Origin of the sequence: Cytobacillus purgationiresistens, assembly GCF_030813235.1 — a bacterium.
Lineage (GTDB): Bacteria > Bacillota > Bacilli > Bacillales > Cytobacillaceae > Cytobacillus > Cytobacillus purgationiresistens.
Window position 1 is genome coordinate 95,262 of the sequence record NZ_JAUSUB010000010.1, and the last position, 24,714, is coordinate 119,975.

The 24,714-nt window shown below is 38.8% G+C and carries 36 protein-coding genes; 9 read left to right on the top strand and 27 right to left on the bottom strand.

Features of this window, described 5'->3' with window-relative positions; genetic code table 11:
- Positions 1-21: 21 nt before the first annotated feature.
- The 17 genes from J2S17_RS13015 to J2S17_RS13095 form a co-directional block, all read right to left on the bottom strand.
- Complete coding sequence (locus tag J2S17_RS13015) at positions 22-537, bottom strand: YodN-related protein (RefSeq protein WP_307475491.1); 516 nt, start codon at positions 535-537, stop codon at positions 22-24.
- The gene (locus J2S17_RS13020; RefSeq protein WP_307475493.1) at positions 530-730 is read right to left on the bottom strand and encodes a hypothetical protein; all 201 of its coding nucleotides are present in this window, start codon (positions 728-730) and stop codon (positions 530-532) included. The genes J2S17_RS13015 and J2S17_RS13020 overlap by 8 nt, the downstream gene beginning before the upstream one ends.
- On the bottom strand, positions 727-1,536 hold the full coding sequence (locus tag J2S17_RS13025) for a P-loop NTPase family protein (RefSeq protein ID WP_307475495.1): 810 nt from the start codon (positions 1,534-1,536) through the stop codon (positions 727-729). The genes J2S17_RS13020 and J2S17_RS13025 overlap by 4 nt, the downstream gene beginning before the upstream one ends.
- Positions 1,533-1,754 carry a hypothetical protein gene (locus tag J2S17_RS13030; protein ID WP_307475496.1) on the bottom strand — a complete coding sequence of 74 codons (222 nt, stop codon included), beginning with the start codon at positions 1,752-1,754 and terminating at the stop codon, positions 1,533-1,535. The genes J2S17_RS13025 and J2S17_RS13030 overlap by 4 nt, the downstream gene beginning before the upstream one ends.
- Entirely contained in the window at positions 1,747-1,926 is a 180-nt protein-coding gene (locus J2S17_RS13035; protein ID WP_307475498.1) for a hypothetical protein, read from the bottom strand. The genes J2S17_RS13030 and J2S17_RS13035 overlap by 8 nt, the downstream gene beginning before the upstream one ends.
- Positions 1,923-2,393, bottom strand: coding sequence for an SAM-dependent methyltransferase (locus J2S17_RS13040; RefSeq protein WP_307475500.1), 471 nt, complete (start codon positions 2,391-2,393; stop codon positions 1,923-1,925). The genes J2S17_RS13035 and J2S17_RS13040 overlap by 4 nt, the downstream gene beginning before the upstream one ends.
- A gap of 3 nt (positions 2,394-2,396) precedes the next feature.
- Entirely contained in the window at positions 2,397-2,648 is a 252-nt protein-coding gene (locus J2S17_RS13045) for a hypothetical protein (protein ID WP_307475502.1), read from the bottom strand.
- Positions 2,621-2,875 (bottom strand): hypothetical protein, encoded by a 255-nt coding sequence (locus J2S17_RS13050; protein WP_307475504.1) that lies wholly within the window; start codon positions 2,873-2,875, stop codon positions 2,621-2,623. Before J2S17_RS13050 ends, J2S17_RS13045 begins: the two co-directional genes overlap by 28 nt.
- Positions 2,876-2,949: 74 nt before the next feature.
- Positions 2,950-3,642, bottom strand: a complete 693-nt coding sequence (locus tag J2S17_RS13055) for a hypothetical protein (RefSeq protein ID WP_307475506.1) — start codon at positions 3,640-3,642, stop codon at positions 2,950-2,952.
- A gap of 21 nt (positions 3,643-3,663) precedes the next feature.
- On the bottom strand, positions 3,664-4,059 hold the full coding sequence (locus J2S17_RS13060; RefSeq protein ID WP_307475507.1) for a hypothetical protein: 396 nt from the start codon (positions 4,057-4,059) through the stop codon (positions 3,664-3,666).
- Positions 4,060-4,062: 3 nt separating this feature from the next.
- The gene (locus J2S17_RS13065) at positions 4,063-4,356 is read right to left on the bottom strand and encodes a hypothetical protein (protein ID WP_307475508.1); all 294 of its coding nucleotides are present in this window, start codon (positions 4,354-4,356) and stop codon (positions 4,063-4,065) included.
- A complete protein-coding gene (locus tag J2S17_RS13070) occupies positions 4,343-4,684 on the bottom strand; it encodes a hypothetical protein (protein WP_307475509.1) in 342 nt (113 codons plus the stop codon). The genes J2S17_RS13065 and J2S17_RS13070 overlap by 14 nt, the downstream gene beginning before the upstream one ends.
- Before the next feature lie 5 nt (positions 4,685-4,689).
- A complete protein-coding gene (locus J2S17_RS13075; RefSeq protein ID WP_307475510.1) occupies positions 4,690-4,998 on the bottom strand; it encodes an ImmA/IrrE family metallo-endopeptidase in 309 nt (102 codons plus the stop codon).
- 44 nt (positions 4,999-5,042) lie between these two features.
- The gene (locus J2S17_RS13080; protein WP_307475511.1) at positions 5,043-5,234 is read right to left on the bottom strand and encodes a hypothetical protein; all 192 of its coding nucleotides are present in this window, start codon (positions 5,232-5,234) and stop codon (positions 5,043-5,045) included.
- Between the two features lie 89 nt (positions 5,235-5,323).
- The gene (locus J2S17_RS13085) at positions 5,324-5,512 is read right to left on the bottom strand and encodes a hypothetical protein (RefSeq protein ID WP_307475513.1); all 189 of its coding nucleotides are present in this window, start codon (positions 5,510-5,512) and stop codon (positions 5,324-5,326) included.
- Between the two features lie 57 nt (positions 5,513-5,569).
- Positions 5,570-5,947 (bottom strand): DUF1642 domain-containing protein, encoded by a 378-nt coding sequence (locus J2S17_RS13090; protein WP_307475515.1) that lies wholly within the window; start codon positions 5,945-5,947, stop codon positions 5,570-5,572.
- 183 nt (positions 5,948-6,130) lie between these two features.
- The gene (locus tag J2S17_RS13095) at positions 6,131-6,493 is read right to left on the bottom strand and encodes a helix-turn-helix domain-containing protein (RefSeq protein ID WP_307475597.1); all 363 of its coding nucleotides are present in this window, start codon (positions 6,491-6,493) and stop codon (positions 6,131-6,133) included.
- A gap of 1,113 nt (positions 6,494-7,606) precedes the next feature.
- On the opposite strand from J2S17_RS13095, the gene J2S17_RS13100 reads away from it, so the two are divergent.
- The 6 genes from J2S17_RS13100 (at position 7,607) to J2S17_RS13125 (ending at position 11,707) form a co-directional block, all read left to right on the top strand.
- Positions 7,607-8,080: an SRPBCC family protein gene (locus J2S17_RS13100; RefSeq protein WP_307475517.1), complete on the top strand. Its 474-nt coding sequence runs from the start codon at positions 7,607-7,609 to the stop codon at positions 8,078-8,080.
- Between the two features lie 1,066 nt (positions 8,081-9,146).
- On the top strand, positions 9,147-9,662 hold the full coding sequence (locus tag J2S17_RS13105; RefSeq protein WP_307475519.1) for a DUF3189 family protein: 516 nt from the start codon (positions 9,147-9,149) through the stop codon (positions 9,660-9,662).
- Positions 9,663-9,992: 330 nt separating this feature from the next.
- A complete protein-coding gene (locus tag J2S17_RS13110) occupies positions 9,993-10,412 on the top strand; it encodes a VOC family protein (RefSeq protein WP_307475521.1) in 420 nt (139 codons plus the stop codon).
- Between the two features lie 330 nt (positions 10,413-10,742).
- The gene (locus J2S17_RS13115) at positions 10,743-10,904 is read left to right on the top strand and encodes a hypothetical protein (protein WP_307475523.1); all 162 of its coding nucleotides are present in this window, start codon (positions 10,743-10,745) and stop codon (positions 10,902-10,904) included.
- 318 nt (positions 10,905-11,222) lie between these two features.
- Positions 11,223-11,375 carry a hypothetical protein gene (locus J2S17_RS13120; RefSeq protein WP_307475525.1) on the top strand — a complete coding sequence of 51 codons (153 nt, stop codon included), beginning with the start codon at positions 11,223-11,225 and terminating at the stop codon, positions 11,373-11,375.
- 125 nt (positions 11,376-11,500) lie between these two features.
- Positions 11,501-11,707 carry a hypothetical protein gene (locus J2S17_RS13125; RefSeq protein WP_307475526.1) on the top strand — a complete coding sequence of 69 codons (207 nt, stop codon included), beginning with the start codon at positions 11,501-11,503 and terminating at the stop codon, positions 11,705-11,707.
- Between the two features lie 34 nt (positions 11,708-11,741).
- Here J2S17_RS13125 and J2S17_RS13130 read toward each other — a convergent pair whose 3' ends face one another.
- Complete coding sequence (locus tag J2S17_RS13130; protein WP_307475528.1) at positions 11,742-11,873, bottom strand: hypothetical protein; 132 nt, start codon at positions 11,871-11,873, stop codon at positions 11,742-11,744.
- 405 nt (positions 11,874-12,278) lie between these two features.
- Between J2S17_RS13130 and J2S17_RS13135 the strand changes: the two genes are divergently transcribed.
- Complete coding sequence (locus J2S17_RS13135) at positions 12,279-14,009, top strand: B12-binding domain-containing radical SAM protein (RefSeq protein WP_307475529.1); 1,731 nt, start codon at positions 12,279-12,281, stop codon at positions 14,007-14,009.
- 68 nt (positions 14,010-14,077) lie between these two features.
- Here the strand turns inward: J2S17_RS13135 and ykzE are convergent, their stop codons facing one another.
- Positions 14,078-14,224, bottom strand: coding sequence for a protein YkzE (gene ykzE / locus J2S17_RS13140; RefSeq protein ID WP_307475531.1), 147 nt, complete (start codon positions 14,222-14,224; stop codon positions 14,078-14,080).
- Complete coding sequence (ykzP, locus tag J2S17_RS13145) at positions 14,224-14,385, bottom strand: protein YkzP (RefSeq protein WP_307475533.1); 162 nt, start codon at positions 14,383-14,385, stop codon at positions 14,224-14,226. The genes ykzE and ykzP overlap by 1 nt, the downstream gene beginning before the upstream one ends.
- A gap of 138 nt (positions 14,386-14,523) precedes the next feature.
- Between ykzP and J2S17_RS13150 the strand changes: the two genes are divergently transcribed.
- Complete coding sequence (locus J2S17_RS13150; protein WP_307475535.1) at positions 14,524-14,877, top strand: DUF3905 domain-containing protein; 354 nt, start codon at positions 14,524-14,526, stop codon at positions 14,875-14,877.
- Between the two features lie 48 nt (positions 14,878-14,925).
- Here the strand turns inward: J2S17_RS13150 and J2S17_RS13155 are convergent, their stop codons facing one another.
- Positions 14,926-16,290, bottom strand: coding sequence for a TrkH family potassium uptake protein (locus J2S17_RS13155; protein WP_307475537.1), 1,365 nt, complete (start codon positions 16,288-16,290; stop codon positions 14,926-14,928).
- Between the two features lie 224 nt (positions 16,291-16,514).
- On the opposite strand from J2S17_RS13155, the gene J2S17_RS13160 reads away from it, so the two are divergent.
- Positions 16,515-16,712, top strand: coding sequence for an alpha/beta-type small acid-soluble spore protein (locus tag J2S17_RS13160; protein WP_307475539.1), 198 nt, complete (start codon positions 16,515-16,517; stop codon positions 16,710-16,712).
- Between the two features lie 46 nt (positions 16,713-16,758).
- Here the strand turns inward: J2S17_RS13160 and J2S17_RS13165 are convergent, their stop codons facing one another.
- The 6 genes from J2S17_RS13165 to J2S17_RS13190 all read right to left on the bottom strand — a co-directional run bounded on the left by J2S17_RS13165 (position 16,759) and on the right by J2S17_RS13190 (position 24,477).
- Positions 16,759-17,928, bottom strand: coding sequence for an anti-sigma factor domain-containing protein (locus J2S17_RS13165; RefSeq protein ID WP_307475541.1), 1,170 nt, complete (start codon positions 17,926-17,928; stop codon positions 16,759-16,761).
- Positions 17,925-18,677 (bottom strand): RNA polymerase sigma factor SigI, encoded by a 753-nt coding sequence (gene sigI, locus J2S17_RS13170; RefSeq protein WP_307475543.1) that lies wholly within the window; start codon positions 18,675-18,677, stop codon positions 17,925-17,927. The genes J2S17_RS13165 and sigI overlap by 4 nt, the downstream gene beginning before the upstream one ends.
- Before the next feature lie 909 nt (positions 18,678-19,586).
- On the bottom strand, positions 19,587-20,975 hold the full coding sequence (gene nhaC, locus J2S17_RS13175) for a Na+/H+ antiporter NhaC (protein WP_307475545.1): 1,389 nt from the start codon (positions 20,973-20,975) through the stop codon (positions 19,587-19,589).
- Positions 20,976-21,523: 548 nt separating this feature from the next.
- Positions 21,524-23,098 carry a peptide chain release factor 3 gene (locus J2S17_RS13180; protein WP_307475546.1) on the bottom strand — a complete coding sequence of 525 codons (1,575 nt, stop codon included), beginning with the start codon at positions 23,096-23,098 and terminating at the stop codon, positions 21,524-21,526.
- 376 nt (positions 23,099-23,474) lie between these two features.
- A complete protein-coding gene (locus tag J2S17_RS13185; protein WP_307475548.1) occupies positions 23,475-23,669 on the bottom strand; it encodes a twin-arginine translocase TatA/TatE family subunit in 195 nt (64 codons plus the stop codon).
- A 202-nt stretch (positions 23,670-23,871) separates the two neighbouring features.
- On the bottom strand, positions 23,872-24,477 hold the full coding sequence (locus J2S17_RS13190) for a cell wall hydrolase (protein ID WP_307475550.1): 606 nt from the start codon (positions 24,475-24,477) through the stop codon (positions 23,872-23,874).
- Positions 24,478-24,714: the final 237 nt, after the last annotated feature.

Sequence of the window (24,714 nt, forward strand, 5' to 3'; positions counted from 1 at the left end):
GATCCTCCCTAGTAATCGTTATTACTCTTGTGTTTCGCTAACCTTCCGCAACTCCGCGTCAATCTCCGCTATCCTCTCGCCAGCATCCAGCGCATCACTCGCCGCATACCATCTGCGCATGTCCAGCAAGTTATCGATTTGCGCCGCCTGCTCCTTCGCTTTCCTCTTGCGATCAGCCACTTCCTTTGCGCTAATCTCACGCGCAGTCGGCTTCGGTAGCTCTTTCGGCTTGCGTCCGCCATTTCCGAAATCTCCAAACATATAGAACATCGATAATCCCTCCGTTTCAATTAGTTGTGGCGGATTGGCTCGCAGATATTCGTCCGCCTGCCCTGCGTCTGCAACTAGCGTCAAATCAACCTCATCTGCGATAAGGAATTCGCCATTATCGACGGAAGTCACTTCGTAATACAAATCGGCAAACTCGACTTCGGGCGAATAGTAGTAGCTGTCCGTATATGCGTCGATTTGAAAGATGCGCTGACCGTAGCCCGCAACTGTGACTAGGTCGCCGAAATAGAAGTCCGGCTTATTCATTGACTGGCTCCTTGTCGTCGTTATACGTTATTATAAATTCCGTTGTATCGTCGTTTACCGGACAATCCAAGCATTGCAATAAACCTGAATAGTCTCCGTCATATATATAGTAAGTTTCGCTTCCGCACCTAGGGCAGTATTCCCAATAATGAACGTCCTTTGCCTTGAATGTGTAAAAGTATTTTCGTTTCATCTTCGCAACCCCCTTTTCGACTCTCCCACAAACGTCTGCACTCCGCACTGTTCGTTTATCCTATCCGGCAACCTCTCTTCGCCAAACACGTCGACCAAATCGTACGGCTCCGTATCTCCTTCGACCCGTTTTCCCGTATAAAATATCGGCAAATTCGACGTATAGACTGTCGGCATCTGATTCGTCACGCGATGATTGACGACCGCATGAAGGTCCGAGCGAAATCCATCCGTGCTCCCTCGTACGCCTAAATCGTCCAGTACCGCAAATGGCGCATGCTTGGCTCGTTCCATAGCGAGGTAATACCGCTTAGATGCCGCCTCTGCAATGACGTCAGGTACGCGCGCACGATTGAATTGGTTGTAGTCCGTCTGCCATTCGTTGACGTCGAGGAAATATGCCGGACGCTGTGCCGGTTGCAGTCCTCGCTGAATTGATCCGAGATAATGGACGGTCAGCCATTCGTTGAGTATCGCAGCCGCCGTCGTCGTCTTGCCCGTGCCTGGGCTTTCGCTTTTTAAATACAGCGACTTGACGCGCTCACCTTCGTTAAATTGACGCTCAAATGTCGCAATATATGCGTATACATTTTTGTATACATTCGTCTGTGACTCGCGCGCTGGCGAATTAGCAACCGTAACCAGGCGATAATCTGCCGGCACGCCTGCCGCTGCTGCTCGACCGCCTGCGCCCGATTTGCCGTGGATAGCAATAAAATGCGGGCATGTCGATTTACATTCGGCTGAGTTAGCGAGCTTGCATTCGGATGATAATAGGCAGCGACTGGCGTGCGAATTATTAGTCAATATGGCGCACCTCCCACTTTTTCATCTGACGTGCAGGCGACGAGTGCAGCAATGCTTCCAGTCACCATAATAACGATAAAAACTGTCGGGCCATACGTTGGATGTATCATAATAGCCAGTCGGCCTAGCCAATAAAATGCAGCAAACGCCATCACTAGCGCGCAAACGATTCCGTTAAAAAATGCCCACGCTATAAAAAAAGTTCTTACCTTATTCAACCCGCCACTCTCCTTCGCGTTCCACTTTAGTCATGCCAACGTTCTTAAATACCGCCGCATGCCCGCCAATCATCTTCGGCTGCAATTCATCCGCCGTATAGCGTCTGCCTATTACGCTTACGACCGCTGGCGCTCCGTTTGCTATTGCGTTCATTGCTTGCGGTAGATTCATTCGCTATCCCCCTTCATAAAAACTAGCCAATGCGTTTTACTTCTGCGATTACCGAATAACGGTTGCTTTCCAATTGCCTTTAAAACGTCGACTAATTTTACTTGATCTTCGTTCCATTTAAATATCAACGTTCCATTCGGCTTCAAAACGCGCATGCATTCGTCAAATCCTTGCTTAATATCGTTTGGCCATGTTTCTATATTCAACTTTCCGTACTTCTTCGCAAGCCATGATTGATCTCCGGCATTGATTAGATGAGGCGGATCAAAAACAACGAGATAAAAAATTTCGTCATCAAAAGGCATATTACGGAAATCAGCAATCACATCTGGTGCAACAATCAATTTACGTCCATCACTCAACGTATCATCAACTTCACGAATATCCATAAAGACCGCATCATCATTTTGCTTATCAAACCAAAACATTCGGCTACCGCAACATGCGTCTAATACCCTTTGTTCCATCCGTTATTCCTCCCATATGGTATCGTTTTCGTCATACAGTTCGAAAATATACTTCGCGTGACGACGACATTCTACGAAAACATTTGCGGATGCATTAGCGTCATAATCACGATCTTTGATTGTTTCAACCGCTTGTTTTAGTACGTAGTTAGCCTCCGCCTCTAACTCCGCCGCTTTTGCTATCCGATGAAATTCCGGCGTGCATGTCGTTAATCCTTTTACGCTAATCATTCCGCCACCTCTATTCCGTCCCACTTCTCGAATGCTTCCGCAGCTTTCTTTTGACTAGCTCTATGTTTCTGTCGCCCTTTATTATCGTTTTCATATCCGATGACCTCGTTTATCGCCATACGGATGTAGTCGTAATTCCATTCTTTTTCGCCGTAGTTCGAACATCCTGTACCTATTTGGTTAAACCTTTCGCGCCCAAACCACCCTTTAGCTTTCGTGTATAATCTGACTTCTACCTTTCCGTAAGCCATACTAGGCCGTATCGACACCAAATACTCGTTACCTTCTACGGAAACAACCGGATACTTTTCGAGGTACTTAAAGCTCATTCTCCGTCAACTCCTTCGCGGGTGTCGTCGATGACCGTAGTTATATCGGTAAGATTATCGTATCTTATAATTCCGTAATCCCTACCGGTACCTACGTCTAAAAATCCGTATAGATTATTCTGTTGTTTTTCGTTAATTACATAGCGATATTCTCCCTGGCCCTTCCACTGTACAACATCACCAACGCGAACCTCAGTCGGGTGTGGCGCGTTCAAGTATTCCGCAGGCACTTCGAGTCCTAGCGCTCGTCGCAGTGCGATTGCCTTGCCGATATGAGCGTTGAAGCAGTCGGACGGCGCGCATTTGGCGATACCGCGATGCTGTACTTTTTCGGTAAATGCCCCTCGTAATAAAGCGACAACTGTACGTTTTTCTTTATTGACAACAAACTCTTCGCGGCATACTCTATACGCATATTTACCGCCGTTTAACTCCGCCACATCCTTCTTCGCCTGCTCAACGATTGCGTCGCGATACTCTTGCGGAGTGATTGGCGTGAGTTTGGCTCTTGCTTTCGCGACATTCCCTCTCATTCTTGCGACTATTTCTAGACTAGATTTCGTGCCTACTCCCGCTATACACTCAAGCAACTGAAAATCAACGTTATTCTCTAACGGTCCTGCCTCGCACTCAAATCCGCAACTACGTAATTTCTCAACGATTTCTTTTAATGATTTCACTTTGCTCATTCCGATTCCTCCTCCGTTTTATTAAAGCCAATCCGTCAAATCTTCCTCGCTGACGTCCGCCTGCTGCCCTTTCCTTCGTGCCTCTTGCGCCTTTTCTCGTTTACCTTCCGCCAGCACTCTCGGCAATACTCGCGCCTTCTGCCACGTAAACATAAACGCAAAGTTTAAGCCGGGATATTCGCGCGTGGGCTTGTATTCCGCAAAGCATGCGTCGATGAATTGCCGCAGGACTGCCGGACCGTGTTCCGCAAGCATCTGCTTCATGTTGCGTCCTTCCATGCCGTAATTACGAGCGACATAATCGATGCCATAACGTTCGACATGCGCATCCTTCAAATACTGCTGAAATGTAGCGACCAGCCAGTCGTCAATCGGGCGATTGCGCCAGTCCTTCGGTTTAGGCTTCGGTGCTGCCATTTACTAGCGCCTCCTTAACTTCTTGGATAACTCACCCATGACCTCGGTAAGTGTTGCCGATAAATATTCGCGCTCAAGTTTTTCCGAATATACGTCCGCTTTCTTTAATTCTTCGATTAGTTTAGAATGCATTATTTGTAGGCGCTCAACTTCCGCAATCAACTCGAAAACATCCCGCGTCATATCCGGCGTAACTGTATAGCTGTAAAACTCTTCGCCAGTTTTATTAAAGCGTCGGACTGACTCGTCAATCCTGTTCCATTTTCGCTTGATTTCGTCGTGTTTAATTTCGATCATTCGAAATCGCCCCCATTTGCCGAATAGTCTTGACGTAACCCTCGACTTCTTCATCAGTAAGCGTTCCGAAAGCATCTTCTAACGCGTTGATTAAATCTTCGTTTTCTTTGCGTTCGATTTCGTCTGCATACCGATTCTTATTTCGTTCACACTCTTCGAATGATGTTTCGAGTATTTTATTTTCCGCCTGCAACTCCGCAATCGCGTCAAGCAAGGCTGGGATGTCATCGAGTGAATCCGATATAGGTGAGCCAGGCCAATCTTGTTCCTGCGCATAAATAAAGCGTTGCCTGATTTCCGCCAATTGTTCGTTGGTTAATTTCCGCATCTATATTAAACCTCCTCGTCTTCTTTCCCATTTAGCATAAATCCGAAGTCATTATCGCGCAACATTCCGTAAAGCACCTTCGCAGTTCGATTGATTAAATCCTCGTCTTGTTCCGCATAGCCCGCCTCGTAAAATATACCGTGCATTATTTCGTGTATAAATACCTCCTTAAGTCTCGTACCTTCCAACGTTTCCTCTAACTTAATTACCGCGTCCTTATATACAATCTGCCCGATTAAATCGTGTTGCTCCGCTAATTGAGGAACGTGTTTTACCTCGTAAGCTACGCTTCCGATTCGATATTTTCCGACCATGTTACCGTCCTCCTTGTATTTGTATTCGGCGACCATTTGCGCCTCTATTTCGCTGATTCTTCACGGAGTTTTCGGAGTCTATCGCCCGCTGCTTGCCGTTGCTCTTCCGTCATGACTCGCGCCTTCTTCGTCGACACCTGCTTTTCGGACAGGATGCCGCTGACTGCTTTCGGTGTGATTCCGTCTGCCTCCGTTTCTAAGACGTTTAAAGCCGTTAAGTTAGCGAGTTTCCGCATGTGTTTCGGGACGGTAGAGTAAACCTTCCACTCGTTCGTTGAAGCTTCGAAAACTAGCGTAGTTTCTTGTTCTTCGCGACTATACGCCATTATGAACCGCCTCCTACGTTTATGCCGTTTTTAACTGCATCATAATCGTCTGCTGCGAAAATTACCTCGCCCGTCGTAAGAGAGATTACAATATTAGAGTTTTTCCCATGAGGCAATTCCGCTATTTGAACTATACTTTCAACGCGGATTAGTCGCCTACACCCGTTTACCATACTTACTTCGATCATGTTACCGCCTCATTTCCTATATTCTAACGCCGGTGAATGGCGCCGAATGTATTCGTATTACTTCGTGTTAATGCCTTCGATTTGGATGCCGAGGATTGATAGCGTTTTTTCGATTCCTTCTATAACACACTCGGCTCGTGCCGTTCCGTAAGTTCCGTACTTAGTCCGATTTATTTTTTCGTAATACTCGCGCAACTTTTCTTCCGGAGATTGTTCGATAGTGAAACCGTTGACTAGTGCGGACATTATTAACTCCTGACGGGCGTCGTACGGGTCTTCTTGTACCCACTTGCGAATAAGCTTAAGTGATCGCTCATCGTAGTCATTCCACCCAACTGCTGCGCTAACTATTTCACCGCCCGTAAATGATTCGCGAGATTCTTCGATTGCTTCCGCCACGTCGCGCGGCAAGGTTACCTTTTTAGCTTCGTTCATTTGCGTATTCCTCCTTATTATTTATTGCATAGTTCATTTTTGCGAAAAGTTACTTGAGATAATTTCGTCGTGGCGACAATAGTGATTTTCTATTGGCGCAATGTTTAATCTTCTTAAAGATAGTTCTTGTTAAAAACATGGTTCTTCTTAGTGTCAAAGATAGCCATATCGGCGGTTACGGTGTCAGTCTCCGTTGACTTGGTCGCTTTTAAATATCGCCAGGCAGCTAACGGACATAATCGTATATCGCGTATTGTCCCATCTGCCGTGTTCGTCTCGGTCCTTTATCGACCTAATAACCGGCTTCCCTTCCCACCTAAACGCTAGCAGGTCGTTCACATACTTATTTGCCGTCTGCCTACTTACTCCGAGACCCTTTGCGATTTGTGACTGCGTAGGGTAGCACTGGCGCTTTTCGTTCATATGCGATGCTATAACGCAGAGTGTCGTCCAATTCTTCGGACCTAATTTCGCGATTAGCCCCGACCTTACTGCCGCTACGTACATCTTAAGGAATATTTCCTTTTCCTCTTTACCGGACGTCATGTCGTATTCGAATCGCGTTTCTACTGATAAGAGTTTACTTTCGGTCAATTTACCGACCTCCTTTCGTTCTTTACACGGTGAATATACGTTGAAGGTTTATCTCTTCATGTAATAATAGGCGCGAGGTTTTCAATCGGCGCAACCATTTTCGATATTCTTACGCTTTCAATAGGAGATACGTTCGCTTTGGAATATCGAACATAAAATCCGAAAACTTTTTCGCCTTCAATAGTAGATACAATCGCAAGGTCAATTTCGCACATGATTATCGAAAACTTTTTCACTCTCAATTGACTATACCCGCGAACATTTTACTTTCGGACAATTTCGCCCTCATATCAAATGACGCACGCGCTTTAACTTTCGGACAATTTTCCGTCCCTATTTAGTAAGACGCATCCGCTTGCCAATTCGCGCACCATTACCGAAAATAACGGACAGCTTTCGTAAAGTGGACAAAAAAATCGCCAATCCCGAAGGACTGTCGATTGATATTGACATTTCTATTAAAGTTGGCGAAAATAGTTAATGTAAGACACTAAAATTAGCACCGTAAGACACTCGTTGACACTTACGGACACATACAACGGCTAATCACCGATTGACATTACGTTGACATAACGAATAGCCTTCCGTTGAGCCTCCTAAGCTGTAGGTCGTAGGTTCGATTCCTATCTGGGACGCTTAATGTAAACCACCGACAAACCTTGATTTATAAGGATTTGTCGGTGGTTTTTTATTATATATAATTGATAAATGGTACACTCATTTTTGGAGTTTGGGGTCGGTTTGGGGTCGGAATGAGATTTTTCTACTTTTTTCATGCTTAAATTGCATTCCCCACCTGTTTAAGTACATTAATAATTATTTCCTTATTATTCAACAAACGGGGCGGTTTAGTTGAACAAGAAACAAGGGTTTTTTATGTATTTTGTCTAATTGGTATTACTAACATTAAAATGGGGTGGACATTTTATGGAATTTTAAAAAAACAAAACATTAAGCATCGGTTCTTTCATATGCCGATGTTTTCTCTTTCCTAGCTAAAAGTATTTTCTCTGATTAAAATTGAGATAATATGAATACATTCAAAAAATTTCGAGGTGATTTAAGTTGAAACAATGGATAAAGGAAATTGAAATTGATGCTCCGATTGATTACGTATGGAACTTTTTAGAAGGACCATTGGAGAATATGCAAAGGATTATGCCGGAGGTTCTGGAGAACAAACCAGTCAAAGTGACCGAAGAAGTGGTTGGAAGTATATACAGTCAAAAATATAAAGAAGGTAAAAGAATTGAAGAATACGATGTCGAAACGCTAGAATACCTCAATACTCCTGACCAAAAGAACCTTAAAGTTGGTTTCACCTTAGCTAAGATGTTCGAAATTACCGCAAAGTATGAATTAAGTAAAATCAACGATCAGAAAACTCGGTTTACATACACTTGCACAAATCGGCCATTAAGAGCGTTCCTCAAACTATTTTTATTTTTAGCAGGTGATAAAGTCGTCATAAAATTTTGTGAAAAAGTGAAAAAAGAGGCTGAAGCCGATTACCAAAAATCCGCTATGCTGGTAAAATAGCTTCTAAAACGATGTCATTGCAGCCATCCCCTAATTTTGTGGGGCTCGAATTTAAGAGTATTAAAGTGGCAGGCTATTTTAAGACGTTTCTTTGAAGTAGAAAAAACCACCCATTTTTGATAATGAAAACTCAGAAATGGAAAATGGGTTATATTTTCAGATTAATTATACCGTTCGCTTTCAGCGGGGCGAGCGTTAAGCCGCTTCGTTGATACACGCCTGCAGGGTCACGGGCTTTCTCGCTTCTCCCGCAGGAGCCGAATGGACACTTCTCCAGATCAACTGAAGTTTGCCTTTTATCGACACTCTGAAGAGTCTAAAAAGGCTCTTTTCTTATTTTTAGAACTCACCATCTTGTGTTGAAATTTTACAATCCACACATCCTAATATTAAAAGATGGAGTGAAATCTTGATTGCCAATATATTCAGAATCGAAAACGTACTCTTTTTGTGGGGAATTGTATGATGTTTTATCACCAAAACAATCTTTTAATAGATTCTTGCCAGTGACATTATTTACATCTTGTATCCTTCTAATAGAAACCTTATTATTTATTGTTTTTAAATGGTGGAAAATGGTCGTATTAAATATTTAGTATTTGATGCATTGGCTCCACTAAATTCCCTCTTCCAAAAAATAGGTATTTATTAATTAAAGAAGCTTAACTCAACTTCACTTTTTCTTATTTACTCCTCTTTTTTAAACTATGGGTTTCAAAAGTTATTTTAAACAAAGAGATTCCTCTGAACGCCATTAATAGGGTTCTATTATTAATTGAGAATGAACTTAAGCAATCTCCTTAATAAAAAAAATGATGACGATATTGAACTTATTTTATGTTTCCTGGAAAACCAAAATCACTGCCAATACTATTCAAAACCTTACTACCCTCCTTTTTTAATAAATTCCAACTAAGACGATTTTAACGGATGATGGTTTGCTGGGAATGGATTCATTGGTTTGAATGGAGCAAATGATGTAGGTTCAAAGCAACTTACGAATAAAAATGATGATTTTCATTAAAACTAAGAGAAAATAATAAATCAGTCCTAGAGGTGAGAACAAATGATATTTATTTATAATGATTACGGTGGCACTCATACAACAGCTTTAGCTGCAGCGATTCACTTACAAATATTAAACCCCTCTTCTACTCCACTGACAAAAGAAGAGATATTAGGCGTTCCTTTTTTTAATAAGCTTACAAAACAGGATTTCGGAAAGCTTATTTTTCATGGAAAAGATAGCGAAGGTCACTCTGTTTACACCATAGGAAGAAAATCGCAGAAGCTTGTTATTCCATCACTTAAAGAATTTGGTACACTCCTATTTGATCATTTCAATATAGATGAGCGCATTATATTCTCAAATACCTCCCCCACTGTTCCTTTATTTTTATCTATAGGAGGTTTTTTTTCAAGGGGGTTGAAAATAGACAGCATTGGTGTTCCTTTTTTAATAAAGGGAGCACAACAATGTATTTTTACAATTAATGAATTAGTAGAAAACACAAAGAAAATTGCCGACACTTCTACAGAGGAGAAAATCATTGTATTAGAAAATAAGAATTATTCAAGTTAAGAGCTCATTGAATCCGATTTTTTCCTCAATAAATCAATGTAGGCACTTTTAAAAATATAAAAATCCCCTCTTTACTTAACAATTCATTTTTTACACTTTTAAAGGTTGTTTAAATATCATTTACAATCATCTTCATCTTAATTAATACATAAATGTTAATTATATTTAGTGGGGATGGCATGTGTGGCTATCAACGTATTTGGCTCCGCCTGCGCCAAGTACTTTTTTAGTTCATTTTAAGTTGGCAACGTGTGGAAAATAGTGACCTCTTTCTAACACACTTTCTTGTTGTTATAATAAATATCAATATACTTTTGGAGGTTCGTCCATATGAAACCGCGGATTACCGTCATAACTTTGGGTGTGAATAATTTAGAAAAATCCTTACAGTTTTATCGAGATGGTCTAGGACTAGCAACAAAAGGTATAGTTGGTGAAGAATTTGAGCATGGCGCAGTTGCTTTTTTTGACCTGCAAAATAGTTTAAAGCTTGCCATTTGGAATCGCAAAGATATGGCCCATGAAACAAAAGTTACTTTATCTGCATCAAGCCCTACTGAATTTACATTAGGGCACAATGTCGATAGCAAAGCGCAGGTAGATGAAGTGATGGAAGAGGCAAAACAGGCCGGAGCAACTATTACCGATACGGCTTATGACACGTTCTGGGGTGGATACTCTGGTCACTTCCAAGATCCTGATGGTCATTTATGGGAAGTTGTTTGGAATCCAGATTTAGAGAACATTTAATAATAAAGTTTTTGAAAATAACTTTTGGTAAAAAATGCGGACAACTGCTTAAAACAGGCTAGGTAATAAAAGCTAACTAGTAAAACAGATGAATCAGTGGCTATTCATGTCGTAAGGAGCTCTTTTTAGAGATGTCTAGCCTCTGGCAATAAGCCATCCTCTAAATGCAAATATAAGCAACCACATTTAAAAATAATGGGTTGTTCTTTTTTTATTTCTATTCTTTTTCTTTCATTAAAACCAAGCACATTATATAGGGAGCTGAATAAATTATTCTAAATAATAGGTATTTACCTATATAGGTACCTTTGTTCAAGGAGGAAAAAGTGAATGAACAGTAACGATGTCGCATTAATTGAAGAGGCACACAATACGTTCATTGGTAGACTGTTTACTTTAGGTGGTTCAGTATTGTTTTTTATTGGCTCATTAGTTGCTGCCATTGTAGGCTATCAATCATATATGAGACTGTTAGATGAACATCCCAAATAAAGCTATATTACCCTTATGCATGATGATAATTTAGAAATAACCCTTCTCTAATATGATGGGTTATTTTAATCGGACATTTTATTATATGTCCGGAAGCTCTTTCCTCACAGTTCTCTGTTGCTGATAAGGTCACCTAAACTGTTACAAAATAGGGACTTCCAGGTTAAAAAATTCAATCCTTTATCATTATTTTTTATTCTTTTTCTTTTATAAACTACGGCTTTCAAGAATATATCTGCAACGAAGAATACTCGAATAGGTTTGAATGGAATAAATCATTTTTTAATACACATCCTAGGTCTAGGAGGTGAAATCGTAATGGAGAAACATGAGAAATCTCGGGAAATTGGTCAAAAATCAGATGAAATGAATGCGATGGATCAAGGACTTAACTTATTTTCACAAGTAATCAACAATGCGACTGGTATTGACCGAGGAAATGATGGAAAGATTGAAGATGATGAAGAATAAATCTATATAGTCACTTTAAGCACTTTATAATCATCAGATTAAAGTGCTTTTTTTATGAAAAAGATAGATTAGACAAGGTTCTTCTCCTATCAAAGAATCATATCCTGCTTATAAGGAGTGATTCTATGCAATGGCATCATAAATTAACAGGTTTGATCGGCAAACCAATCGGACTTTCTTTTACAAATGGCCAAGGTGCATCGGGTGTATTATGCGGGGTTAATGGCGGAAAATTACTATTAATCGAGTATTTATATCAAGCACAATTCTCATTAAAGCAATATGATTTATATATGATTCAAGATATTCACAGCTTTCCTTCCTGTCACTAGCCACTTAATGTTGTGGGCTTTCAAAAAAAGCTGTTTAATAAAAATAATGCCTATCCTCAGGTTCGTACAATTCTTCATCCACATCGTAATCAATACTCTCATCAAAAAAAATTGCTTGTTCCTCATTCTCTGTTTTAGTAAATAAATTCAGGATAAACGTAAACATATTGAATTCACCTCTTAGAATAATGTTTTTTTGGCGACAGCAGTTTTAAAAGTATAACTTGATGATACTTTGCTTTTTTATAAAAAGTTAAAAACAAACTTGAGGGTACTACAGTATCCAAGAGATAATTGTAATTAAGAAACCAAAAACGGTGCCATCCAATCTTTAATTGTATGATCATCTTCTTCACCCCTTATCTCCTTGATGCTATAAAGATAACAGAAATATGTTAAGTCCATATAAATCCTTTGTGAACAAATGTAAATTTTTATCCAGATTGCTGTGTTGAAACGATCCAATGCTTATTTCTTGTACTAAGATTCTCTTTTCCTCTTATAGCTTTCTTCCCTTTCAGTAAAAATATGATAAAATGAAATGTACTGCTATAAAAGGAGTTATTATTCAATGAATGTAATCGTTTCAACATTAAATGCAAAGTATATCCACACGAATTTAGCCATTCGTTATTTAAAAACTTATGCCGCACCAGAATTTGATATAGAGCTGACAGAATATACAATAAAGGACCCAATCATGAATATCGTCACTGATTTGATTGGGAAAAAGCCTGATATCATAGGGTTCAGTTGTTATATTTGGAATATCGAAGAAACCATTAAAGTCGTAAAAATGATTAAAAAAATTAATCCAGACATCCAAATCATCGTTGGTGGACCTGAAGTAACTTACGATGTATTAGATTGGATGGATTTAGTTCCAGAATTTGACTTTATTTCCATAGGCGAAGGAGAGGAAACCTTCAAACAGCTGCTTACTGAGCTGCATGGTGAAAAACAAATGGAAAACGTTCATGGAATCGCATTTAGGACAGATGGAAATGTAAAAATCAATCCACAGAGGAATAAACTTAGCCTCCGTGACCTCCCCTCTCCCTATCGCTTAGAAGAAGATGTTTCACAATTGTCTAAGCGTGTAACCTATATTGAGACAAGTCGTGGCTGTCCGTTTAGCTGTCAATTTTGTCTTTCTTCCATTGAAGTCGGTGTGCGCTATTTCGATCGTGAGAAAGTAAAGGAAGATATCCGATACTTAATGGCAAACGGTGCTAAAACAATTAAATTTGTTGACCGCACATTTAATATCAGCCGCAGCTATGCGATGGAAATGTTTCAGTTTTTAATTGACGAGCATTTACCTGGCACTGTATTTCAATTTGAAATCACAGCAGATATTATGCGTCCAGAAGTCATTGAGTTTTTAAATGAAACAGCTCCTCCAGGCTTATTCCGTTTTGAAATTGGCGTTCAGTCAACCAATGATGAAACGAATGAGCTGGTCATGAGAAAACAAAACTTCAAAAAGCTTACTCGGACTGTAACGATGGTGAAGGAAGGTGGGAAAATTGACCAGCATCTAGACTTAATCGCCGGCTTGCCAGAAGAGGATTATGAAACGTTTAAAAAGACTTTCAATGATGTTTTTGCGATGAGACCAGAAGAATTGCAGCTTGGCTTTTTGAAGATGCTAAGAGGGACTGGTTTGAGAATCCGTGCTAATCAGCACAAATATGTTTATATGGATCACTCGCCTTACGAAATTCTTGGTAATAATGTATTGTCCTTTGAAGATATTATCAAAATTAAACAAGTCGAGGATGTGCTAGAGAAGTACTGGAATGACCATCGAATGGATACGACTGTCGAGTATCTGGTTACAAATGTATTTCAGACGCCATTTGATTTCTTCCAAGCATTCGGAAGCTATTGGGAAGCAAAAGGATGGTCTAGAATTGGACATCAACTAGAGGATTTGTATAGAAGGTTAATTGAGTTTCTTCAGTCCCAAGACATCTCTGATATTGAGATTATTGAAGGTTTGATGAAGTACGATTATCTATCCAAGCTAAAATATAAACCAAGAAAGCCTTGGTGGGAATCCAGCCTGGAGAAATCAGAAAGATCAATGCTTTATCAACATTATTTGAAAGACCCAGCTGCCCTAAATGAAGAATTTTCTAAACTGAAATTAAACGAAAAAGACATTTACAAGCATACGATATTAGAAAAACTTCCCTTTAATTTGCAGCAATACCTAGCAGACGGATCAATCATTAAAGAAGAAAATATCCTCCTAATTTACTTTGCAAAAGAAGAAGCAACCATATTCGCATCATAGTTTTTTTGTCGAAAGATGTCGGTGACAGGCACCTACATCTTTCGACAAAAAGTTGAAGAAAAATCCAATTATGGGTTTTTCTTTTTATTTGATGTTTTTTCGTTATTCATATTCGTTATTTCATATATTTTTGAAGCATTCATATCTCCGAATTCCATGCCAAATTCTACATTTACATTTGGTTCCACTTTGTTTTCATTCATCTTTTTTTTCATTATGATCTTCCTTTTCTTCCTTGCTTTGAGTTGCGATTGGCACCTTTCATTGGGTTCTCACCATTTGAGAACTCCGCAGTGAACTCGGTATCTTGACGATTGGCACGTGGGGTTTTACTGTACTTCTCTACTGCGTCATTTTGAGCTTTTCTTTTAGCCACCATCATTCCTCCTATTATTAAAATCATTTTTATATTTTGCATTAAGATATTTATTATTCATTCCTAATTTTACTGAAGTTCAATCAACATAAAAAATACTGCCCGGCAAAAAATAAGAACTAAAAGGAGTGATGAAAGATGGATAATAATAAGAAAAGGAATGTTACTAAGGATTCCTTTGGCATTGAGGAAACCCTACCGCATCAAATAGAAGCTCCCAGTTTTAAAGGGACTGGGATAGAACTGCAACCGCCTTTCGTGAATTCATATGGTGTTACCATTGGAGATAGCCACTATAGCTCTGATAACTCTCCTCTAGAGACATGGAATGAAAACACAGACCCCTCCATCATGTCTGGTGACGAATGGGTTCACCCCACCAACGATATTGGCTGGAATACCACCGAAAACAAAGAACTAATCGAAAGCCAAAAAACACCTGAGTACCCCTTCTCCCACCCTAATAAAGACGTCAGCAAAGGGACGGACTAAAATGTCGAAAGATGTCGGTGACAGGCACCGACATCTTTCGACAAAAGTTTAGCCGATGATGATTTTTTCTTTTGGGTAGTGGTAGTTGGTTTTTTGTTCTTTGCCGCCGATGATGAATAGGAAGGATGTGAGTCCTATCCGGCCAATGAACATTAAGATCATGATGATGATTTTGCCTCCGGTGCTTAGGTCTGGGGTGATTCCCATTGACAAACCTGTTGTTCCAAAAGCAGAACATACCTCAAAAATAATCTCAATCAGTTGAAATTGTTTATCTGTAATACTCATTATCATGACTGCACTAAAACACATAATCGTTGCAAGAATAGTAATAACAAGTGATTTTAATATATCTTCATGATGCAGCTCCCTGCGAAAGATTTTAATATCTCGAGTACCACGAGCAAAATGCCAAATAAATAAAATATTTAAAGCAAATGTGGTTGTTCGAATTCCTCCTCCGACGGAGCTTGGGGAAGCGCCAATAAACATTAAAACACTCATGACTAACAGAGTAGGCATTGTAAATTCACTTACATCCATCGTTGCAAGCCCGCCACTTCTCGTTGTTGCCGATTGAAAGAAAGCGTAGAAGAAGCTTTCATGCCATGATTTCCCTTGGAAAAAATGCTGAAATTCAAACAAAATAATAATAAGTGTGCCAAAAATAAGAAGGCCAGCATACGTAATCGTTGTTATCTTCGTAAATAAGGTGAACCGATATGGGTATGCACCTTCCCACTTTCTTCCGAACAGATATTCTTTTACCTCAATCAACACTGGAAATCCAATCGCACCAAGCGTGATAAGAATGATGGTGATGAGCTGGACAAAATAGTCATCCGCAAATGGAACTAGTGAAGCTCCGGTAATATCCATACCGCCATTTGTTGTCGCACTAACAGAGGCAAACAGAGCATGCAAGAACGCCTCTTCCCATGAAGAATAATACTTTAAAAAGTGGAAGCCGAAGATTAACATTCCAATGATCTCTATAAATACGATCATCTTGATTATTTCTTTTACTAATTGAACTAGACCTGATAAAGCATATTGATTGTGGTCGGCCATAATTAAACGGCGACTTCTTAATCCAATTTTCTTCCCTAATAGCATCCAGAAGAAGGTACCTAACGCCATGATGCCAATTCCACCAAATTGTAAAATCAACATAATTACAAAGTATCCAAAGACACTATATGTCTGTGAAATATCGACGACAGACAAACCTGTCACACTAACTGCGCTGACAGCCGTAAAGACTGTATCAACAAATGGAACCTCCACATTCGGTAAATGAACGCCAGGGAGACTTAATAGTAAAACGGAAAATGTAATAGAGATTAGATAATACGCTGTAATCACTTGAGCAGGCGATCGTTTATGAAGCCATTCTTTCCAATCCTTTTGCATTTGACTATTCACCTTCACACTAAAAATTTGCTTAAGCTCTATCTTATAGAATTCACTAAAAATTATAAAGCTTTTTTTACTATTATTTTTAGTGTCCCCATTTAGATGTAAATGGATGTTTCCTATAATAATTTCCACTAATGAAAAAGACCATTCCATTTCATACTACAAATACAGAGATAAAAACATTTACTCTGAATCAAAAACTTTAAGGAGTGATTAATATGGCAAGCAGAAATAAATTATTAGTGCCTGGAGTTGAACAATACTTAGACCAGGTTAAATATGAAATAGCTCAAGAGTTTGGTGTAAATCTTGGATCTGACACAGTCGCACGCTCAAACGGCTCTGTTGGTGGGGAAATTACTAAAAGACTTGTACAACAAGCTCAATCACAATTGTCAGGTAAGCAAAACCAATAATTAATATCCTATGGAAAAAAGTCCGGAGAAATCCGGACTTTTCATTTTACCTATTTTTTCTTTCATCGTGTGATTGCGTTTCCTTTTTATAGCCTGCATCCCTGTTCTTTTGATGATCGTTCTTTTGATGACTGTTCTTTTGATGATCGTTCCTTTCATACTTATTTTTCTCTCTTTTGACTTCTTCATGTTTTGTTTTACTATTGCCACTGTCATACTGTTTTTTTTCTTTTTTTCCATCTTGATGATTCGATTTGCTTTTGTGATTATCATCATGCTGGTCCTTGGTTTTATTTCTATCTATTTTCTCCGAACTCTGTTCTTCTTTTCTCTCCTGTCTCCCTTCTCCATAATTTTGACGTCCTTGTTGATGATACTCGGCTTTTTTTGTTTTTTGCTCGTAGCTCTCATCGACTTGATTAGCAGATTGAGTTGTTATTTGTTCTTGCTTCCTGTTTCTCTCTTTTATTTCACTTTCAGCATCAGGCGTTCTAGTTTCTCGTACTTTTTTGGATTGAATGTCCTCTTTCCACTGTTGATTGTCATGCTTCTGTTTATTTTGCTTTTCTTTAAACTGCCCTACCGTAACACCAATTTCCTTAGCTTTCTGCCTTTCTTCATTCGTCCCATGCATGATACTTACATTTAACTCTTCCTTTTCCATCTCACTTTTAATGAAATTTATCTCTTTTTTCAGACCTGGATTATTACTGTTTGCCTTACCTTCTTTTGCAAGCACTGTTGCAATGAGCACATCTTTTTTATTTACTACATATCCTTGGTTTTTTAACTCTTGAATCATTTCAGTAATGACAGCATCAATATGTTTATTTCTCCAATTGCTCATTTCCTCGATGATCTTTACTCCGTCATTATTGTAAGGCACAACTTCAATCACCCTATATTGTTCGTTCACACCCAACTCGAAACTAGGGTTGATATCGATGGACATATAAGCATAAATCTCATTATTCTTTGTGAAAGGAAGAAAAGAAAATGCAATAATCATCATCATTAATAAAGTAAAAACCATTGCAGGCCTTGTTTTTACAGTCAACCAATTGAAAAACGGCTTCTTCTCTTCGAAGGGAAAGTAATCAATTTCCTGGCCAATTTCATAATTACTATTTTGTTTTTGTCCTCGTAAAAATTCGCCTTCATCTGTCAAGAGGGTTAAAAAACGTTCGTTCATTTCCACAATAATGCCTTTTTTCACGTTTCTCCCCCCCCTTTTAAATAGTCCTTTAAAAAGACATAGTCCCCTGCTATGATAAGCGTGATAGCGATAATATATTTTCTATTTCTTTCAATCGTCTTTCTGCTCACCGAAACAAGCGGAAGAAGCTCCTTGATTGGCAGCCTCCTCGTATCTAGTAAATATTGTTTCAAATGATCATTTTCTGCAATGATTTTTGCAATGAACATTGCATTTTTTCTAGCGTCAGTATGTTTAGGTGAGTGTTCAATCAATTCCTTGAATGATAAGTCAAATTCACCAAGAGTTGTTGTAAGTTGAAGTATCTCTTCTCTTCTCATTATCTGGTCTTGATGATCCTTATACTCTTTTATAGAGAGTTCAGCATCAATCAAGCCACTTGCTTGTTCTTCTTGGAAGTCATCATGATAATCGAGACTAATTCCTTGGTGCTTCGCTTGTTGTCTAATGTAATCAATCACTCTGCGCTTAATAATCACTTCAGAGAAACTAATTAAAGACGTTCCCTTTTCACTACTATACTTTTGGATCGCTTCATTGAATGCAATCAGACCAATACTAAATTCATCGTCTGACTCGTGTATATATCTTCGGCAAACGGATGATACTGTTTTTGCTATAAATGGTTTATATGATTCAATCAGTGTATTTTGAAGATTTTCATCACCTTTTTGAATACATTCAACTTTCTCTTCTAATGACTTTTCCCGTCTTTTGCCTTTAAACAGTAAACCTAGCATTGGTCTCACCCCTCATTTCTCAAGACATTATAACATAAGGGATTCAGTGACCACTCCATACAAGTACTGTTTTACATTCTAGAAAGACCATTCAATACAAGTATACGAAAACAACTAGAAAATTTTGGGGGCAATGGGACAAGATGAATAAAAAATGAATACAAATATATTACAAAGAAAAAGATAAATACCTGAAAGCTGCAGGCAAATCCTTTAATTTCGAAAAAAGATGGGGTGAGATGTTCCAATACTTACCGTTCGCTTTCCGCGGGGCGAGCGCCTGGCCGCTTCGCCGCTACGCTCCTGCAGAGTCACGGGCTTTCTCGCTTCTCCACACGCTGGGAACACCTTATTCCTCCCAAATAGCCCCAAATATATAAAGCTGTTTTTTAAACTTCCATATGCAACGCTAATCCCAACAACCTTACTTCATTTTTCATAAAAATGGACAAGCCAAAAACACCCCCCCTGTGAAAAAAGGGGGGACTCTACTAAATTAAATGAACAGGAGGAATCATTCAGCGCCGATATCTAAAAGCAATTGCTTAGCCTTTCCATTTTTCTACCTTTATCGTTCGACTCATGGACTAGCTTTAATAAATCCTCCAGCACGTAAGCCATTTCTTAATGGAGAAATGGCTTATAATCAAGTCAATAGAGCTCCCTTCTTTTTAACAAACAAAAATCTATAGTAGGAAAATGTGTAAAATGTCGCAACGAACGAATGTATAGCTGTATGTAGTCCAAGGAATCATTATATACCAGAGAGGTGTAACCGATGAATATGTATCGAGGATTAAAAAAACGCATCATCTATTATTTATCCATAATAAAAAAGAAGCAAACAGCCCATTAATTGCCGCTTATTTCTTTCATTTTGTTCAATTGGTCTATTGTTTTTCTAGGAATAAATATGATTTATTCATCCACCTTTTTAATCGTCAGACCTGTCATGCCATAGATAATCGTGATAATTGGACTTAATAGACAGAAAAAGGCAAAAGGAAGGTAATCTAATGTTTGGACACCTAATACGGTTGTCATAAAAACACCACAGATACTCCAGGGAACTAGCGGGTTCACAACTGTTCCCGCATCCTCCAATACTCTGGAAAGATTCTTCGGGTGCAGTCCTGCTTTTTCATATGAATCCTTATATGCATTTCCTGTAAGAAGGATAGAAAGATATTGCTCACCAAGCATAAAGTTAATACCAATAGCAGTTCCGGCTGTAGTCGAAATCAGCGCCCATGTTTTCACTAAGTATTTCTTTATTCCTTCAAGCAGAGCAGTGAGGATGCCTAGCTTCATGAATAACCCACCCATAGCAAGAGCGAGCAATACAAGTGTAATTGAAAAGAACATACTCTCCATCCCGCCCCGGGTTAATAGGGAGTCAACATCCGCAATCCCAGTTTTTGAAACATAGCCTTTAAATAGTATGTCCATCATCTTTTGTAATCCCATATCCTGCTGAACAACAAACGCAATGATTACGGCTGATAATACCCCAGCTGATAAGGTGATAATGGCAGATATCTTCTTGAATGCCATGACCGATAATATTACGAAAGGGATAAGTGTGTACCATTTCACTAAACCTAAATCCATTAAACCGGTTTGCAGTGCTTCAATTTTTGCAAAATCGGTTGTTTCTGCGCCACTTGGTGATAAAAAGATAAATATCAATAATGAAATGATAAATACCGGGATCGTAGTCAAACTCATATTCTTTATATGTTCGAATAAATCTACACCTACCGTCATCGATGCAAGGTTAGTCGTATCTGATAGGGGTGACATTTTATCGCCGAAAAAAGCACCTGAAATAATCGCTCCTGCTGTAATCGCATCTGACAACCCTAAAGCTTGGCTAACTCCCATAAACGCTACGCCTATTGTGGCAGCGGTTGTTAAAGAGCTACCGATACTAATACCAATAACTGAAGCAACAATGAAACAAATCGCGTAAAAATAATTGGCATCTACGATTTCTAACGAATAGAAAATAAATGTAGGGATCGTTCCACTCGCCATCCAGCTGCTAATCAGCATTCCAATAAAGAAGAAGAGAAATACTGCCCCTATCCCTGCCTTTGCCCCACTAATGATCCCTGCTTCCAATTCCTTCAAACTCACTCTTTTGCATAATCCAAAAATAATTAATGCTATCAATGCTAGAACGACAGGTATATGAGGCGGTGCTTCAGCAAAAATAATTGCATAACTAATTCCACCTAGTATAGCCAAAGTTATGATCAATGCTTCAATTGATTTCAATTTAATGACTGCTTCATCTTGATGCATAAAAATTCCTCCTAAAAAATATCAGTCAAATAAAACACAAAAAAGAACCCTCTCGCCACACTAGGGACGAAGGAGCTCCGCGGTACCACCCTAATTGATAAGCAGCAGCTTATCCTCTTATGTTTAAAGATGTCCTGTTAGTGCAGTTGTAATTCAAATAAATGATGCCTGAATTTTCACCAGCCATTCAGTCTCTAGCTTTTGCTGTCATCTATTCTACTTGTCTGCAGACATTTGAGATATTATTTTATTATTTCACTATTCCACTTAAACGCTTTTATGCATTAAAGTATAATGTAAATACTACTATACCTTCTGTTTTTTATTATGTCAAGAAAACATTTTTTAAGGTGAATTGAAATTAATAGGAAGCCAATCTGTTAGAAACCACTTCACTTTTTTGACCTAGTTGAGGCTACATTTTTGTTAGTCACTCACTTATTTTTTGTCACTCCAAATTAATATGTCCAAAAAAGCCAATGCTTCGTAACTTACTGGAAAGTATAAGCAAAAAAACGGCTCACAAGGAGGCCGTTTTTTTCAATCATTTATTGTTGATCCATCGGATTATAAAGCTTTACATCCGGGTTTTTATCATTGAACCATCTTAAAGCGAAATCATTTTCAAACAAGAAGACTTTCTTCTCATAGCGATCATTTACTAACAGGCTCCTGGCACTGGATAAATTCTCATTCACTTCTTCATCCTCGACCCAACGCGCAATTTTAGACCCTAATCTCTCCATGAGCACTTCTGTATTATATTCGTTCTTCATTCGATGCTCAAATACCTCATATTGAAGCTGTCCAACTGCACCTAATAAATAATCATCTGTTTTAACCGTTTTGAATAGCTGAATCGCGCCTTCTTGAACAAGCTGTTGAATCCCTTTATGGAAATGCTTTTGCTTCATCACGTTTTTCGCAGTTACACGAACAAATAATTCCGGTGTAAACTGTGGCAGACGTTCGAATTGGAATTGATTTTTACCGGATGTTAATGTATCACCAATTTGATACGTGCCCGGATCATAAATTCCGATGATATCTCCGCTGACGGCTTCGTTCACTGTACTTCGATCATCAGCCATAAATTGTGTGGACTGGGCAAGCTTAATTTGCTTCCCTACTCTCGGCACATTCACAGACATTCCTCGTTCGAACTTTCCAGAACAAATGCGCAAGAATGCGATACGGTCCCTATGAGCCGGATTCATATTCGCTTGAATTTTAAAGATAAATCCAGAGAATTCTTCTGATAATGGATCAATCTCACCATTCGTAGAATTCCGTGGTTGTGGGGGTGGTGCAAATTGCAAATACGACTCTAGGAATGTTTGAACACCAAAATTCGTTAAAGCACTGCCGAAAAATACAGGTGTCAACTCTCCTTTTGCAATTCTTTCCCTAGAGAATTCATTACCTGCTTCATTTAATAGCATAATCTCATCAAGCGTTTGATCGTATAAACCAGAATCCTTTAGTGTATGGGCTCCATCTATTTCACCATCGTCATTCAAAGTAACAAAGCGCTCATCTTCATCCACTCTGAATTGCTCAATACGATTATTAAAACGATCATAAATACCTAGGAATTCTTTTCCCATCCCAATTGGCCAATTCATCGGATAAGATTCGATTCCCATGACTTCTTCAAGTTCCGCCAGAAGTTCAAGCGGCGCTTTCGCTTGGCGATCGAGCTTGTTCATGAAAGTGAAAATAGGAATGCCTCTCATACGGCAGACTTTAAATAGTTTTAAGGTCTGTTCCTCAATCCCTTTTGCTGCATCAATAATCATTACTGCACTATCGACAGCCGTTAACGTACGGTACGTATCTTCACTGAAATCTTGGTGTCCCGGTGTATCCAAAATATTGACACGGGCATCATTATAATCAAATTGCATGACACTGGATGTAACAGAAATTCCACGCTGTTTTTCAATTTCCATCCAATCACTTGTTGCATACTTGCCTGTTTTCTTTCCTTTAACTGTCCCAGCATCCCGAATAGCACCGCCAAATAATAGCAGTTTTTCCGTTAATGTCGTTTTACCGGCATCCGGATGAGAAATAATTGCAAAAGTACGTCGCGAGAGTACTTCTTCTTTTAAATTTGACATATAAATTCCTCACTCACTTATAGAAACTTTAAAATTTGTATTAGCAACAAATATTCTGTATATCCGTTACAATTGAACAGTTTTTCATCACTCATCATTCAAACTGCGATACCCTCAATTTTATCGTTCTCGTTGAGACTTTGCAATGTTATTTCTAAGATCCCTGTTACTCGCTTAATAAAACATGAAAACTTGAGGGCTGGATATTCGCTTTTATAACATTCATTCTATTAATTAAACCGGTTATGTGCCATTGTGTATCAGTCATTCTTACTTTATTTCACCTTGCACTTGATGGTGCACTTGATTAGGAAAATGACTAATAAAAAATAAAACCCCTACAACATGAATTGTGGGGGCAAACTTAAGTATAAGATTATTTTTCTAAATCCGTTTTTTTCTTACCTTCATTGTCATCAGAGTCATTTGTTAACCCTTTTGTTGAATTCTTGAATTCCTTTAATGTTTCACCCATTGCTCTTCCTATTTCAGGAAGCTTCTTTGGTCCAAAAATAATTAACGCCAGTACAAGAATTAGGATTAGACCAGGTACACCGATATTAGATAGCACATCGCTCACTCCTTCTTTTATGCCATAATCCAGTTGCTATAATTTACGTTTCACCTTACATTATAGTAGAAAAAGGTATAAAGGCAAGTCTTATTAGTATATCTCTATAAATGACGATTATCTCTTCTACCGAATTTAATATATAAAGTTAGATCTTGTGAAAAAAAAAAGACCATTGCCATATAAATGCTTGACATGGTAACTACTTTGCAAATCGATGGTTCCCTATCTCTTTAGTTACTGTTCTTGTTTGCAGCCACGTTTTACTTACTATATGCGGATTAAAAAAGAAGACTGTTTCATCATCCGTTTTCCCATCAAGCGCGATGGCTTCTTTAACAGCTTTCTTCGCTTCTTTATCTGCTGATTTGTTAATGCTGCCATTATCTACTGGCTGAAATTGTTTCTTTTCATAGATAACATCTTTGATTGTATCTGGAAAACGTTCATCACTCACTCTGTTTAATACAACAAGGGCTACTGCTACCTTCCCATCAAAAGGCTCGCCTTTCGCCTCTGCATGTACAAGTCTTGCGAGTAAATCTTCCTCTTTTTCAGTTATCTCACTTTTTGGAACAATTATCTTTTCGCCAGCTTTAATTTGGTCAGATTCCTTGTAGTTCATTTTTTCCAATTCCATTTCTGGTACACCTGATTGCAGTGCAATATCAAAAAGGGTTTCCCCTTTTTGAACCGTATATATCTCAACATCATCCAGCGTTTGTGCATAGATGCGTTTATCTTCTGATTGAACGAAATGGAATGAAAACAATAGGACCCCTGCAAATAGACTTGCAATCGTCTTCATAAATTCTCCTCCATTCTTTTAAATGATTTGGATTCAAAAATAACATTTGAAAGGATGTTTTTTTATTGGAACGAAACAACATGAATAAGATTAACACGAAATTCGCCACCACATCAAACACAATACTTTCCATGGTTTTACAGGAAACAAATTCAAAATCCCCCTATAAACAGTTAATACTAGCAAAATTGCTCACTTCTGCTATAATGATGAAGGAATAAAAAACGCCTGATTTTA